Source organism: Streptomyces sp. NPDC060209, assembly GCF_042728155.1.
Classification (GTDB): Bacteria; Actinomycetota; Actinomycetes; order Streptomycetales; family Streptomycetaceae; genus Streptomyces.
This window is the reverse complement of sequence record NZ_JBHWZS010000211.1, coordinates 1-15,027: the sequence shown is the minus strand read 5'-3', so window position 1 is coordinate 15,027 and position 15,027 is coordinate 1. Positions and strand designations below refer to the sequence as shown.

The 15,027-nt window shown below is 69.5% G+C and carries 8 protein-coding genes; 7 read left to right on the top strand and 1 reads right to left on the bottom strand.

The window, feature by feature from the left end; all coding sequences use genetic code 11:
• The 6 genes from ACFWFI_RS30575 to ACFWFI_RS30550 all read left to right on the top strand — a co-directional run.
• Positions 1-1,024, top strand: a 1,024-nt coding sequence (locus ACFWFI_RS30575) for a DUF3732 domain-containing protein (protein WP_387396408.1), incomplete at its 5' end; no start/stop codon positions are given.
• Between the two features lie 4,212 nt (positions 1,025-5,236).
• A complete protein-coding gene (locus ACFWFI_RS30570) occupies positions 5,237-6,850 on the top strand; it encodes a type I-E CRISPR-associated protein Cse1/CasA (protein ID WP_387396406.1) in 1,614 nt (537 codons plus the stop codon).
• Entirely contained in the window at positions 6,847-7,428 is a 582-nt protein-coding gene (gene casB, locus ACFWFI_RS30565) for a type I-E CRISPR-associated protein Cse2/CasB (protein ID WP_387396403.1), read from the top strand. Before ACFWFI_RS30570 ends, casB begins: the two co-directional genes overlap by 4 nt.
• On the top strand, positions 7,425-8,774 hold the full coding sequence (locus ACFWFI_RS30560) for a type I-E CRISPR-associated protein Cas7/Cse4/CasC (protein ID WP_387396400.1): 1,350 nt from the start codon (positions 7,425-7,427) through the stop codon (positions 8,772-8,774). The genes casB and ACFWFI_RS30560 overlap by 4 nt, the downstream gene beginning before the upstream one ends.
• Positions 8,771-9,619: a type I-E CRISPR-associated protein Cas5/CasD gene (cas5e, locus tag ACFWFI_RS30555; RefSeq protein WP_387396398.1), complete on the top strand. Its 849-nt coding sequence runs from the start codon at positions 8,771-8,773 to the stop codon at positions 9,617-9,619. The genes ACFWFI_RS30560 and cas5e overlap by 4 nt, the downstream gene beginning before the upstream one ends.
• Complete coding sequence (locus tag ACFWFI_RS30550; RefSeq protein WP_387396396.1) at positions 9,616-10,338, top strand: type I-E CRISPR-associated protein Cas6/Cse3/CasE; 723 nt, start codon at positions 9,616-9,618, stop codon at positions 10,336-10,338. The genes cas5e and ACFWFI_RS30550 overlap by 4 nt, the downstream gene beginning before the upstream one ends.
• Positions 10,339-10,549: 211 nt before the next feature.
• Here ACFWFI_RS30550 and ACFWFI_RS30545 read toward each other — a convergent pair whose 3' ends face one another.
• Entirely contained in the window at positions 10,550-10,741 is a 192-nt protein-coding gene (locus tag ACFWFI_RS30545) for a hypothetical protein (RefSeq protein ID WP_387396393.1), read from the bottom strand.
• Between the two features lie 202 nt (positions 10,742-10,943).
• Here ACFWFI_RS30545 and ACFWFI_RS30540 point away from each other — a divergent pair, with 202 nt between their 5' ends.
• Entirely contained in the window at positions 10,944-14,684 is a 3,741-nt protein-coding gene (locus tag ACFWFI_RS30540; RefSeq protein ID WP_387396390.1) for a hypothetical protein, read from the top strand.
• Positions 14,685-15,027: the final 343 nt, after the last annotated feature.

The following is a 15,027-nucleotide window of genomic DNA, read 5'->3' as shown; positions in this document are numbered from 1 at the left end:
GAACCCCTCGCCGTTGCACAACAACCACACCCCGACATTTCGTCGTTCAGTGAAACTGCGCAAAGCTCAATCAATCTGCGCAGTCCAGTTCTGCCACGGTTCGCGGTGGGCGATGCCGGCGCTCATGCCTCCGCCCAACACGCTCTTTCGCCCTGGACTTAGCAAAGCCAGAAGGGGTGAAGACCTCCGCAGCCAGCTCGACAGCGTGCAAGCGGTCCAGCCCCACCGCGAACACGCTCTGCGCGAGATCGAACGGACAGCAACGGGTCTACGCGAACACCTCCGCGGCATCGAAGGCGCCCTCAGCATCATCGCCGAGCACCGCTCCGAGCAGGCCGGCCTCCTGGGACAAGCCGAGGCCCAGGCCTACACCCGCGGCAGGATCAGCGCCTACCTGGGCCAGATCAGCACCACAACCGGCAGCGGACACCTCCAGCGACTGCAAGCGGATGTCGCCATCGCGCAGCAACGTGTCCAAGGCTTCGAAGAGCAACTCGACAGCGAAGCCATCGACGACAAGCTCGCCCACAGCCTCGGCTACGTCAGCGGCAAGATGACCAGCCACGCCCGATTCCTCAGACTCGAACACGGCGACGGACTGGTCCGCCTGAACCCGAAGAAGCCCACCGTCGTCACCGACACCCCCGGCGGCATCACCGAACTGCTCCGCATCGGCAGCGGCAAGAACCACGTCGGCTATCACCTGGCCGCCCACCTCGCCCTACACCAGTACTTCACCACCAACAGCCGGCCCGTACCCCGCTTCCTCATGCTCGACCAGCCGACCCAGCCCTACTATCCATCCGACATGGCCAAAGCACGAGGACGACTGGAAGACCTCGCACAGGACGAAGACCGCGTAACGGTCACCCGCCTCTTCCAACTCATGCACCAAGTCGTCACCGAGCTGACCCCCCGCTTCCAGATCACCGTCAGCGACCACGCCGACCTGCCACACCCCTGGTACCAAGAATCCGTGCGCTACAACTGGCGCAACGGCGAGAAACTCATCCCCACCACCTGACTCGACACCCAGCCCACCCCGTAGCCACCACCTACCGAGGACCAGCAAACCTGCGCAGCACTCAACCAAACTGCACAGACACGCCAGAAACCAAAAACACCACAGGCCAGACGGCTGGACCATCCCAACCCCGAGCAGATTCAGCGAGCCACCCAGCCAAAAACCCGCTCACCCGAACTGCACAAAACGGGGTCAGGAGCATGGCCACTGCGCAGGTTCACCGATCCTCGACAGCCGAGAGGAAAGTACTCCGGACCGGAATACCTGGGCCTATCCTGCTGCCGCCCTATTCGGTCGCTGAAACTCCGGAAACCCTGGCATAACCCGGCCCATAAAACGAGGAAAGGACACATGCGCACTCACACTCACACCCTCCCCTCAAACCTTCGTGACGTGGCGTCACGGGGTGACGCTGCCTGAATGCGAACACCCGTCGGCGACGGCTCGCGCTGCTCCCCCGCACGCCCCAGGACCTCCAGGGGTGCTCTGGAGGCCCTGGGGCGCCCCACCGCATCGCGGTGGCCCACCGGCCGCCGCCATCCCCCACAAGCCAGCGCAGCACCGCCGCTTCCCCACGGCCGCGGGGAGCAGCCGGCCCCGCCAACACCGAGCTCTCGTAGCAGGGGACCATCCCCGCGTGCGCGGGGAGCAGGATGACCTCACCAGCGATCAGCTCGACGCCCTGGGACCATCCCCGCGTGCACGGGGAGCAGGCCCCCGCCCCCGCGTTGGCGAGGCGTGACGTGGGACCATCCCCGCATGCGCGGGGAGCAGACCGTCACCCGCGAGGGCATCACGTACGACATGGGCCCATACCCGCAGGTGCGGGGAGCAGTCCCACCCCTACCGCACGGGCCCTTTCGACCCGGGGCCATCCCCGCGTGCGCGGGGAGCAGTGGTTCGACGTCATCGCGGACGCCGACCCGGCGGGGCCATCCCCGCATGCGCGGGGAGCAGGGGATGAAGATCGGGCCCGCCGGGGCCACGTCGGGACCATCCCCGCGTGCGCGGGGAGCAGTTCACCGTCGGCTGGCTCGGCTTCTCCGGGTGGGGAGCATCCCTGCATGCGCGGGGAGCAGGTCGTGAGGATCCCCTGCATCTCCGTCGTGCCGGGGCCATCCCCGCATGCGCGGGGAGCAGTTGCCGGCGCCCTGACCGATCAGCTTCGTTTCGGGACCATCCCCGCGTGCGCGGGGAGCAGTCGCCCTTGGCGCCGTAGCCGTAGGCCAGGCCGGGACCATCCCCGCATGCGGGGGAGCAGGGGGCGTCGAAGCCCTCGGTGAGCACCATGCAAGGGCCATCCCCGCATGCGCGGGGAGCAGGGCATGCGTATGCGTATGTATGCGTATGCGTATGCGTCAAGATTCCTTGACGGTGGGACCATCCCCGCGTGCGCGGGGAGCAGTCATATTCGCAACCTCACAGAGTGTCAGGTGCGGGACCATCCCCGCGTGCGCGGGGAGCAGACTCCGTGACCTGCGACGCTACCGCGCCACACAGCGGTCCTGACACACTTTCACCGAAACCGGCAAACCCGGCAAATAGGGGTGCGTGACCGTCTGCGGCCCCGCCCCGAGAACCAGCGCAGCACCCACCACCGCCCGGCCGATGTGCCGCCCACGGCCGGCCCGGCGCCCCGCGACGGGCCGAGGACCAGGGCCAGCGCAGCGCAGCGCCGCCTTCCCCGCGACCACCCACCACCCAGCACCACACCCACCACCACAACAGGGCAGGCCAGGAGAACAAGGGGAAGTCTGAGCACTCACCAGACGTGAACCGGGGTCTGACCTGCGGTTGTGCAAGGGCTGCCGATTTTCGGGTGTCGCCATTGTTGTCGCTGTTGTCGTCGCCATTGTTGTCGCCGTTATGCGTCGTACCCCGCGCCTCCCCGGAGCGCCCGGGGGCCCGGAGCGCCGGAGAGGCCCCACCCCGCCGTCCGACCACCACCCGGCCCGGCCCGGCGCCCCGCGTCGGGCCGAGGAGACAGGCCAGCGCAGCGCCACCCCGACTTCCCCGCGACCACCCCACCACCAGCCACCACACCCACCACCACACAGCAGGGCAGGCCAGGAGAACAAGGGAAAGTCCGAGCACTCACCAGACGCGAACCGGCGTCTGACCTGCGGTTGTGCAAGGACCGGGCCAGAACATGCGCGCCGGATAGTGGTACGGAAAGCAGAACGGATAGTGCGCCTGCGGCCGAACCACCCCGCCCAGCCCCGAACACGTCGACCAGGCCGCCACCCTGCCATCGGGTCGGCACGGGCTCCCCGGGCCGCACAGGGCCCCTGACTGCCCCGCGCCGAGGTGTGGCAGGGTGCCAGGGTCCGGGGCGGGTGGCTGGTGCCCGGTACCGGTGACGGAACACTCGCCCCGAACACCCCCGGGACCACATCCCCGCGTGCGCGGTAGCCGGTCCAGTCGTGCGGCTGCCAGGGACCATCCCCGCAGACGCGGGGAGCAGACGCGGTGCGCGCGGTCGATGCCCTTGTGGATGGGGCCATCCCCGCATGCGCGGGGAGCAGACGGCGTACGAGCAGACCGAACAGACCATGGAGGGACCATCCCCGCGTGCGCGGGGAGCAGATGATGCCGCCCTTGCCGTTCTGCCGCGGCACGGGACCATCCCCGCATGCGCGGGGAGCAGGACCGGACGACTCCTGACTCAACCTACTGCCGGGGACCATCCCCGCGTGTGCGGGGAGCAGACGACCGGGGCGGCAGGAGCAGACGGGGGGATGGGACCATCCCCGCCTGCGCGGGGAGCAGCCGTACGCCGTAGTGCAGGGCGCACCTCACCGTCGGGGCCATCCCCGCGTGCGCGGGGAGCAGGCTTCGGCCAGGGCCGGGCACTGCTTGAGCAGGGGACCATCCCCGCGTGCGCGGGGAGCAGTCGCCTGCAACTCTACGTTTTCCGTACGTGGCGGGACCCTCCCCGCGTGCGCGGGGAGCAGTACACCGTCACCCCTCGAGGTCGCCACCGCGGGGCCATCCCCGCTGCGAGGAGAGCAGGACCCCGACGACCCGGACATGCCCGTGGTCACGGGACCATCCCCGCATGCGCGGGGAGCAGTCGGGTCCCTCGTGTCCGCCGGGCATGCCGACGGGGCCATCCCCATATGCGCGGGGAGCAGATCGACATGCCGATGCGGTCGGCGATCACGTAGGGACCATCCCCGAGTGCGCGGGGAGCAGATCGCCTCGCCGACGCCGAGTTCACGGAGCTGGGGACCATCCCCGCATGCGCGGGGAGCAGGCGCACGATCACTTCTACCAGGCGTACGTCGTGAGACCATCCCCGCGCGCACGGGGAGCAGGGCCGCGCCCAGTACCTCGCGGGACCACCACAGACACCACCCCGTGACAGCGATCCGCTCGCCCCTCCCGGCCCCGGCAACACCCGCACCCCACGGCGCCCGTGGCGGCCGGTGGGCCACCGCGATCCCCCCCCACACGCCAGCGCAGCACCGCCGCTTCCCCACGGCCGCGGGGAGCAGGCGCCGAGCGTCCCCGGCCAGACGACCTTGTAGGGGACATCCCAGCATGCGCGGGGAAGCAGACGAGGTCGACGGTGTACCGCTGCGTGGTGACGGGACCATCCCCGCGTGCGCGGGGAGCAGGCCCTCGGTAGAGCGGGATGTCATGGCGGGTGGGGGCCATCCCCGCACGCGCGGGGAGCAGACGACCCGGTCCTTGAACGCCCAACCGGTCTGGGGATCATCCCCGCGTACGCGGGGAGCAGAGCTGAAGCGGAGCCGTCGCGTCGTTGATCACGGGGCCATCCCCGCGTGCGCGGGAGTCAGGTCCTGCGGATGCCCTGCATCGCCGCTTCGTCGGGACCATCCCCGCATGCGCGGGGAGCAGTCGCAGTGCAGGACGGTCCAGTCGTAGGCGGTGGAGCCATTCCCGCGTGCGCGGGGAGCAGGACACCGCCGGCCGTCACACGGTCCGCTGGGTGGGACCATCCCCGCGGACGCGGGTCGGGTGCAGGGAACCCCTCGCCGCCCTGCGAGTTCGTCACTCGAGACAGCTGTTGTGCACCAGCAGTATCCCAGCAAGCATATGTTCCCAGTGGCAAGCTCCACTTCAACTGCTGGTACAAGCAGCGGATTTGGCGATTTTCGGAATCTACCGTTTCGGAGACTTCAGGCTGCTAGCGTCCTGTCTCGTTCGAGCAGGCAACCGTTATGAGCAAGGAGGAAACGAAAGAGCGTGGATGAATTAAGCGCCGTACGCATCGAGGCCACACGCCCCCGATGGGATCCCCGGGAGTCCCCCTGTATCCCGGTGCTGACCCTCGACGACCGGCTCGTCGATCTGAGCCTGGTGGAGCTGCTCCACGATGCCGACGCTGTGCGGAGTGTGGAAGGCGCCACGCCGGGGGAGAAGGTCGCGGTCATCGAGTTCCTGATCGCCATCTGCTACGCCTCCGGCACGTATCCGAAGTCGGCTGCGCAGTGGCCTGCCTGGGTGGACCAGAAGGACGCGCTCCGGCCTGCCGCCGACTGGCTCGCCCAGCGCCCAGGAGAAGAGGTCTGGGACCTGTTCCATCCTGTGGAGCCTCTGGGACAGAACGCGCTGCTCGCTCCGTTCCTCGACGAGCACGGGGCAGGGCCGGCGCAGCTGGTGATCGAGCGGGTCGGGGACTACAACCAGTTCTTCGACCATCACCATCTGGAGCACCCCAGCCCGGTCCCCGTCGCGCAGGCGTTTCGGGCCATGCTCACCCAGCATGTGTACGGTCCGGCCGGACGAGCCAGGATCTCCGGCAAGGAGACGCTCGGCGCCACCATCACCAACCTCGCCGCCACCCGCCTCGGCACCCGGATCCGGGTGCTTGCACTCGGGGCCAGCCTCGGGGAGACGCTGCGTCTCAACCTGGCTCCGGTCTCCGGGCCACCGGGGGAGCTGAACCGTACCTGGACCGCCGGGCAGGAGCGTCGGGGGTTCAAGGTCAAGCCGAGCGGCCGCCCGGTCACCGGTCCGGCTGACCTGCACAGCTATCTCGGGCGGTCGGTCCTGCTCCGTCCGACCCGCGCGGGGGATCACGTGGACCGGGTGCTGCTCGGCGCGGGCGAGCTGCTCGCTCTGACGAATGAGCACCTGCAGGATGCCGTGTACGCCAAGAAGGCTGACGGCACCAGCAAGCCTCTATGGGCTTCGGCAACCCGGGCCGTCTGGCGGCAGGCCCATGCCCTCTACGCAGCCGTGGCCGAGGCACGCTCCGAAACGGGTGGCAACGACGGGGGCACCCTGTACCGGAGGCTCGCGCTCTTCCCGGCTGAGGACGTCGCCCCCGAGCCCGGCCAGCAGCCCGCGCGACGCATCGACCTGTGGACGGTCGGGCTCGTGGCCAAGCAGACCACGGCCATCGCATGGGTGGACGGCACCTTCCCGTTCGCCCCTGGCCTGGAGGCCAGGTTGTACCTGGCCTCCTACCGCGGTTCGGACATCGCGGAGTTCGTAGCATCCGCTCTGTCCAAGGCGGCGTACGCGGCCTGGACCGTGGCGTATCCGAACCCCAAGCCGGCTGACAAGACGAACCAGATTGCGCGCTTCGACGCCCGTGGTCAGCACTGGGCGGCGACGCGGGAGTCCTTCGATCTGCTGATGGAGGAAACCACGCTGGGAGAGGACGTCCAGGCTTCCCTCCACGAGTACGCGGCCACCGTCGCCATCGCCGCCCGCAGGTTCCTCACCGAGTGCCTCGACTCGCTGCCGAGGAACTCGCAGGGCGCGAAGGCCCGGGCTGCCGCTCTGCGGCGGTTCGACGACGAGCTGGCCGCCCCGAAAGCTCCGGCCGAACTCCGAGGGGAGACTTCATGACCACCACCGGCGCAGGCCCCGGTACCAGTGAAAGCAGCGCCGCGCTCACGGCCTGGCTTGCCAGCCTCGTCCACAACCACGACTACGCGAGCCTCGCCGAGCTACGGCGTCCCCGCGTCCATCGGGAGCCCCACTTCCGGGCCCTCTGGTACAGCCCCACCGAGGCCCAGCGCGAGGTCTACGGCCAGGTCGCCTTCCTGTTCGCGGTCTACCACCAAGGACGGTCGAAGCCGGCCTTCGGGTACGGAAGCCTCGGTGAGGCCGCCCGCCGCATCGGCGGCGGAACCGGACGGGGACCGGACAACCCGGGCGCAGCCCGTCTGGTCGACCGCATCGTGTCCAGCCGTCGCGTCCCCTGGCGGCATCTCCAGCACGCTATCGCCCGCCTGCGGGCCTGCGACCAGCAGCCGCCGTCCTGGGCCCAGCTCGTCGACGACCTGAACCGGTGGCACGACCGCAAAGCCCGCGTTCCGTACGAGTGGGGTGTGGCCTTCCACATGCCTCCCGCCCGAACCGCCGCCGACCGACCCACCTCCTCGACTGCCGCCGCCTCCCTCCAGAAGGAGTCCACCACGTGACCAGCAACGCCTCCTCCGCCGGCAGCCAGTTCCTCTCCCTGCACCTCCTGGAGACCCTGGTGGCAGTCCTCCCCGTGCGTGACGAGAACGGGGCGCCCAAGTCGATCGTCTACGGCGGCACCGAACGGCACATGATCACCAGTCAGGCGCGGCGCAGGGCCGAGCGCGTCCACACCCGCAACCGGGCCAACGCGGGCCTCGGCGCCCTTGCCGGCCGCAGCACCGGTCTCCGGACTCGTGAATGGGCGCTGATCACCGCCCGCGCACTCACCTCCGCGCACGGCTGGGAGGAGGAAGAAGCCGTCCGCACCGCGCGCGCCGTCATCGAAGCCACCGGCCTGAAGTTCGGAGACCCCGCCAAGAAGACCGTCGCGAACCTGACCAAGGTGCTGCTGTTCGCTCCCGCGGACGCGGGCACACGCATCGCCGCCCACATCGACGAGCAGGGCGAGACAGTCCGGTCCTGGACCGAGGAGTACCTGGCAGCGCAGACTGCGGCGGCCGCGGCCAAGGGGAAGAAGGGCGCCCGCAAGAACGGCGGGCAGGAGGAGCCGAGCGCGGACGAGGCCATCGTGGCCGACGCCAAGCTGCCCGCGGTGCCGGCGGCTACCCGGGCAGCGGTCCTCACCGCGCTCGCCCCGCGCGACGCCATCGACATCGCCCTGTACGGACGCTTCCTCGCCGAAATCGCGGACTCCCCGAACGTCGACGGCGCGGTCCAGAGCAGCCATGCCTTCACTGTGCACGAGGCGGAGCAGGTCGACGACTTCTACGCCGCGGCCGACGACGCGAAGCTCGACCGCAAGAAGAACGCGCTGGACTTCCTCGACGCGGCGGACGACGCCGGCGCCGGCATGACCGGCTACCAGTCCCTGATCACCGGCACCTTCTACCGGCACGCGGTCCTCGACCGCCTGCGACTGCGCAGGAACCTCCAGGCGGCGGGGATGACCGCTCAGGAGGCCGAGGAGGCGTCCGTAGCGGCCGAGGCCGAGTTCGTCACCGCCTTCGTCGACGCCTTCCCCGAAGCGAAGAAGAACTCGACGGCCTCCACCGGCTCGCTGCCGGCCCTGGTCCTCGCTTTCGAAGGTGAGCGCCCGTACAACTACGCGGCTGCCTTCCAGGCCCCCATCGACGAGAACCCTCTGGACAAGGACGGCGAGGGCCCCGCCGGTCCGGCGGCGGTCAGGCGGCTGCTGAAGCATCACGTGTTCGTCAGCCGGCGCCGTCCCGATATCCAGGCCGGGCGTGTCCTCACCTACGACCCGCGAATCGACGAACTCCTCGGCAACTTGCAGGACACCGGCGCCGTAACCGTGGCCTCCGCCGGGGAGCTGACGGCGTGACCACGCACGTTCTGCTCGTGCGGCTCGCCGCACCTTTGCAGTCCTGGGGGGTGGCGAGCCGGTTCGCCCACCGTGACACGCACATCCGCCCCACCAAGTCGGCGGTCATCGGCCTGTGCGCGGCGGCCCTCGGCCGGGAGAGGACCGACCCCGTGGACGACCTCGCCGCGCTCGTGTTCGGTGTCCGCGCCGACCATCCGGGTACGCCGGTGCGCGACTATCACACGGTCGGCGCCGGCCGGTTCCCGTTGCGACCCCGCGACGTCATCACCGACCACCGGCGTGCTGCGGCCGTCGCCGCGAGCATGGCGGCGGCTGACGGGCCGGGCTTCGGACACCATGAGCTGGCCGGCTGGTACGGGGCGCCGAAGAAGATCACGGCCGACCCTGTCTCCGGGGCTCTCGTCTCGGCCGAGCTGTCGCGCTCAGCGATGATCACGGAGCGCTGGTATCTGTCGGACGCGGCGTTCGTCGTCGGGCTCGAGCACCAGGACCGGGCGCTGCTGGAAAACATCGCCTACGCCCTGGAGCACCCGAAGCGGCTGCTGTGGCTCGGCCGGAAGTCCTGTCCGCCCTCCGGGACCCTGGCCGCGGAGATCCTCCCCGGCACGGTCGCCACCGCCTTCGCCGCCAAACTCCTGCTCCCCGGCCCGGACGGACCCGACTCCTCGGGCCGTCGCCCCTGGACGTGGGTCCAGGTGCCATCGGGCACACGCGGGGCGTTGCAGGTGAACGACCAGCCGGTCAGCTTCGACCCGGCCCACCGGGCGCACGTCACGCGCTGGGAAACCCGTACGCGCATCACCATCGCACCGACCGCAACCGAATGGGACATCATCCCGTGAACAGCACACGGTCCTCGACGGCCCGCTTCGTCGCCACCCACTCCGTCCTCTCGCTGAACGCCCGCCACCCCCTGGTCGCCAAATCCCTGGTCGATGCCCAGGAAATGCATCGCACCGTCATGAGCGGCTTCCGCGGCTGGGTCGAGGACGGCGAACCCGAGGCGCGCGCCCAGATGGGTGTCTTGTCGACGTGGTCGGTGGACCTGCAGGCGGCGGCCCTCGTCCTGGTCGTGCAGTCAAGGATCCCGGGTGACTGGGCCCGTATACCGCGCGAGGCCTTCACCGCCGCCCCGCACATCATCACCGTCGACCGCACCTTCAAAGCGGGCGAAGTGTTCGGCTTCCGCACGGTCGTCAACCCGACCCGCAGCAGGCCGTCGGGCAAACCCGCCTCGGAAAAGGCCCGCGGCGTCCGCACCGCCCACACCACTCCGGAGCACGTGAAGCAGTGGTTCTCACGCCGTCTCCAGGCCGATGGGGAGCCGGCAAACGCTGAGGAAGGCGTCGCCCGCATCGGCGCCACCGCCGACCCGGACACCCTGGGGATCCGCATGCTACCGACGGTGTCGAGCGCCCACCGCAGCAAGCCGGTCCGGATCGGCCGCGCCGAGATCCGCGGCTCCCTCACCGTCACCGACCCGGAAACCCTGGTGGGAATCCTGTCGAACGGCCTCGGCCACGCACGCGCCTACAGCTGCGGACTGGTGCTGGCCCGCTGAGTGGAGTCTCGGCCGGGCGGTGGAACACGACGTGCCCCACCTGCACCAGGAACCGGCCGGTGCAGGTGGGGCAGGTGGGTGGAAGACATCCCCGCGCACGCGGGGCCAAGGAGGGGCTGCTCCTAACGGGGGCCATCCCCGCACAGGCGGGAAACCCCAGCAGGGGCCGAGAGTAAGCCCTGAGACCCCGTGGGGACCAGGCTCACAGACATCACCGCTTTCCACCGCGACGCATCAGGATCGCCAGCGTCGCCCGAGCGTCGCGCCGGCGCTGCGAGTTACGGAAGAGGACGGAAGAGGCCGCCACCGTGACGACAGCCCCCGTGTAGGCAAGGCCGGTCGCGGCGGTAAGGGTGGCGGCCTCCTGGAACACGGACTCCAGGACAGTCAGCAGAACGGACACGCGGATCCCCCTCAGGGTCGTCGCCCGGTGGTCTTCTCCGCCGGGCGCGGTCCCATAGGTATCCGCCTTCCGAGCACCGTCCGGCGATGTCCGAAAGCGTGAATCAGCGGTATATACGCAGGTCAAAAGGGAATTAAGGATGTGTCCGGAGAAGTCTTCCGCAGACAGCAGACAAAGTGGTGCCGGACAGGCGCCGACCTTCATGAGCAAGCTGAAGGCGTTGTACGAAGCCGCCGGCGGCCATCACGGGTTGGGATACGAGCCCCTGGGGCGCCTCGCGGAGCAGCGCGGCTACAAGGTGTCCAAGTCGAGTCTTGGTGACTGGTTCGGCAAGGCACCCCCGAAGAAGCCCAAGCACGTCGAGTACGTCATGCAGGTGCTGATCCCGTTCCTGGAGGACCGCGCGGCGCAACGTTCACCGGGCCGTCGCAGGACGGCTGAAGGTACCTGGGGTCGTTGGCTGAAAGCAGCGCAGGATGTCAGCATCAGCGGACAGGGGGGCCGTGGCCCACGCGTGCACGCGGCTTCCCGGGGACGCCTGCTGAGAGAGTCTTCCCAGGCCCTCATGGATGTTCTTCCCGGTGATCTCGAAGATCGAGAGGAGGAAGTGGCGGAGCTGAAGGCCTTCGTCACAGCTCCCGACGGCGCACCCTCCTACTTGTGGTGGCAGGCGGGCCCTTGGGCGGGGAAGACCGCTCTGGTGGCCTGGTTCGCCACCCAAGCGTTGCCCGCCGGGGTGGACGTCGCGCACTACGTCATCGCGGGACGCCTGGGCACCGACCGCCGCGACGGTTTCGTGCGAGCAGTCAGTGAGCAATTGGCCAGTGCGGCGGGGAGCAGGCGTCGCCCGGCGACGGACCGAAAGCAGCCGACCCTCGAACCGCTGTACAAGGCAGCGGCTCGTGAGTGCGCGGAGCGCCATCGCCGCCTGGTGCTGATCGTCGATGGGCTCGACGAGGACGCGGACGTCGGCCTGGATGGTGCGGGCATCGCCGGCCTGCTGCCGAAGGTCCCCCCGTACGGCATGCGTGTCATCGTCACCGGGCGACCCCACCCGCGCGTTCCGGTGAAGCTGGCGCCGGACCACCCGCTGCGCGACCCGGCCATCGTCAGGCGGCTGACCGACTCCCCCGCGGCCCGAGTTATCCGGGACACCGCCATGGCGGAACTGCGCGCCCTGCTCAACGACCGCGACCTCGGCCGGCGCCTCCTGGGGCTACTCGTCTCGGCACGAGGCGCGCTCACCGGCGCGGACCTGGCCGAACTCCTCGACATCACGCCGTACGACGTACAGGACAAACTCCGTACCGTGGTCGGCCGATCCATGGCACCCACCCGCACCGACCTCCTCCTCCTGGACGTACGGACAGAAGCGGAGGCCGAAGCCGGCCGGCAGACTTTCGTGCTGGCCCACAGCACACTCCACGCAACTGCGTGCGAGGCACTGGGAAAGCGTTTCCTCACCGAACGTATCCACGACCTGGACCGCTGGGCCCAGCAGTACCAGGACGAGGACTGGCCCATGGACACCCCTAACTATCTCCTCACCGGCTACACCCGGCTGCTGCACGAGAAGGGACGCACCAAGGAACTCACGGCCCTCGTCCTCGACCCTCAGCGCCAACTCCGCCTCGCTCAACGCTCCGGGCCCGATGTCGCCCTCGCCCAACTCGACCTCATCACTTCCCCCGGCAGGGACCACTCGGCGCCGCTGGACGTGGACAAGGCGGCAGCAGCTGCCGCCTCTGGGGAGATGCTGCTGGCCCACGTGCAACCTCTGCCGGCCTCCGTGGCGCGGACCATCGCCCGGCTCGGTGACACGCAGCGGGCCCGCGCGCTGGCGGGCGCGTCGGGGAACGCCGTCGACAAAGCCCTGAACCTGGCCGGTGTAGCACGCGTACTGCAGGCCATGGACGATGAGCAGGCCGCCGCCACTGCCCGCGAGGCAGGTGAGTGGGCACGTGCGGCCCTGCGGGAGACAGAGCGCCTCGGCCACGCCGCGGACGAAGCGGAGGCCGCAGCAGTGCAAGCGGCCCTCGCCCTGCTGGAGACGGCCCAGCGGCCGGGCATGAGCCGCGACCTCCAGTACCAGCATGAGGACGGCCTCGCTCTGCTCCGTTCCACACGCGGAACGAGTACGGGCCGCAACGAGGCCTGGGCGCAGGCCGCCCGCCTGCTGGCACCGGACCACCCGGAGTACGCGGCAGAACTCCTGGACGAGCTGGAAGAGCAGGCTGAGACACTCGCCGCCGAAGACCCGGCCGAGGGAGGCGTCGCAGCCGAAGCCGTCCAGCTCTGGCAGACGGTGGCATCCGTGGCCCCTGATCGCGCGGACCTTCTCCACGACCGCGTCCTGGCACACGCGGCTGAAGTGTGGCAGGACGCGCCCACCTTGGAGAACGTCTCCGTGATCGCCGCCGCGGCCTCGTTCGTGGCGCACGATCAGCCAGCGCAGGCCGAGCAGCTCGCGGACGCGGCATGCCGGTACCTCGATCGCACGCTGCACGCGGACGCCGGGCTGCTTTCGGCAGCGGACGCCTTTCATATCGAATTCGGCTTCCGGCACACGCTGATCGTGCTCTCCCAGGCCGTCGCCGATGTCGGGGCACCACCGGAAACAGCGGCACGTGTGCTGGAGCTCGGGCAACGCGCTCTACCTCTGGAGCCGACAGACCAGCCGGAACAATCTGCCCTCGACGAGGATGAAGACCACACCTTCGTCGAGGCCGGTGCATTCGCCGACCAGGCCTTCAATCTGGCCGATCACGGCGCCGTCGATGACGCCGAACACCACCTGGAGCAGGCGCTGGCTCTCCTGCCCACGGCCGGTGCTGGAATGGACCGCAGTCCCGCGTGGCTGCCGGACCTGGCGGGTGCACTCATCCGTACAGACGCGGCCTCCAATCCTGAGCCGCTGCTGGAGCTCGTGCAGCACCCGGCCGACCGGGTACGCGTACACGCCGCCATGGCCCTGGCCTATGCGGACTCCCACCAGTCGGCTCCAGCGCGCCACCACGCACGGGAAGCAGCCCGTGCGGCTGTCTCCGCGACCACGTCCGAGACGAGCTGGGCCTACGCCGCGCAGGCGCTGGCGTGTGCGGGTGAGGTGGAACCCTCCATGAACCTCATCGTGCAGCACAAGCGGCCGGACCGTGCGGGCAGGCAGGTCGCTTGGCGGAAGGCCGACCGGGCAGCGCGCATCGCAGTCGCCGCAGAACTCGCGACGCACGACCCTGAAGCGGCGGGCGAGCTGATCCATCCACTGCTGAAGCGCCTGGACGCCGCACGGCACGCGATCCACAGCGAAGGAGCGCTGGCCTCACTGGCAGAACTCCTCCCGGCTACTGCCCACCTGCCCTCTGCACAGCAGTCGCTCTTCGACACTGTGATGGAAAGAGCGCGTGCGCAAGTAACGCGAAGTAGCCCGCAGTCCTGGCATCCCGAAAGTGTCCTCTTGGATGCCTTCTTCCGCATCGGCGCCGGAGAAGAACCCGCCCGGCAGCTGGACTGGCTGGCAGGAAACCTGGCCAACCGCGGGACCAGACTCTTTCCCACTGCCTCTCTGGCAGTACTCCACGCGGCTCTGTGCGACACCACCACCGCCCAGCGAGTGGCCGCGCTCCCCGCTGCCCCGCACCAGAAGGCGGCGGCACTGACTGCGGTGGCATCACACCTCGCCCGCGTCCCCTCCCGCCCCTGCCCCGTCCCTGACTCCATCGGCACAGACCGCTTCACCCACACCATCCAGCACCTGGCACTGAAGATGACCCCAGCCACCCGCCCCGACAACGAAGCGCCCATGAAGCTTCTCCACCACGCCCTGACTACTGCCGGCTGGTATCACTCGATCCCAGTTCTTGCTCGTCTCGCCCCTGAAGCGATCGCCGCCGTCCGAGACACCGCCATGGTCCACTTACGCGCATCGCACGTCTCCCGAACCTGATGACCTGACCGCGTGAACTTCAGAACGAACGGGCTGCCGCCCGGCATTCGATTCAGCCGTCTATGGGCAGCGATGGTGAAGTGCCAGAACCAGGGCTGCCCCCAGCGGTGCCAGAATCCTGGTCAGGTAGAGCCCGGAGGGCGGAAAACCGTCCCAGCGGCTGCGGGGAACACCTGAATCCGTTCCGCGTGAAGACGCCGAGGCAGGGGACATCCCTGCGGGCGCGGGGAGTGCGCATGGGGCGGCCTGCGTGGACACGGTGTAGAGGCCATCCCCTCAACGCCCAGGCGCGCTGACTCACGGGTCATCCCGCCGAGGCGGGACGTCCCCGCGCCTGCAAGGA

Excerpts from the sequence above, each read along its gene's own strand:
- casB (WP_387396403.1), top strand. The coding sequence starts at position 6,847 with ATGACCACCACCGGCGCAGGCCCCGGTACCAGTGAAAGCAGCGCCGCG.
- ACFWFI_RS30540 (WP_387396390.1), top strand. The coding sequence starts at position 10,944 with ATGAGCAAGCTGAAGGCGTTGTACGAAGCCGCCGGCGGCCATCACGGG.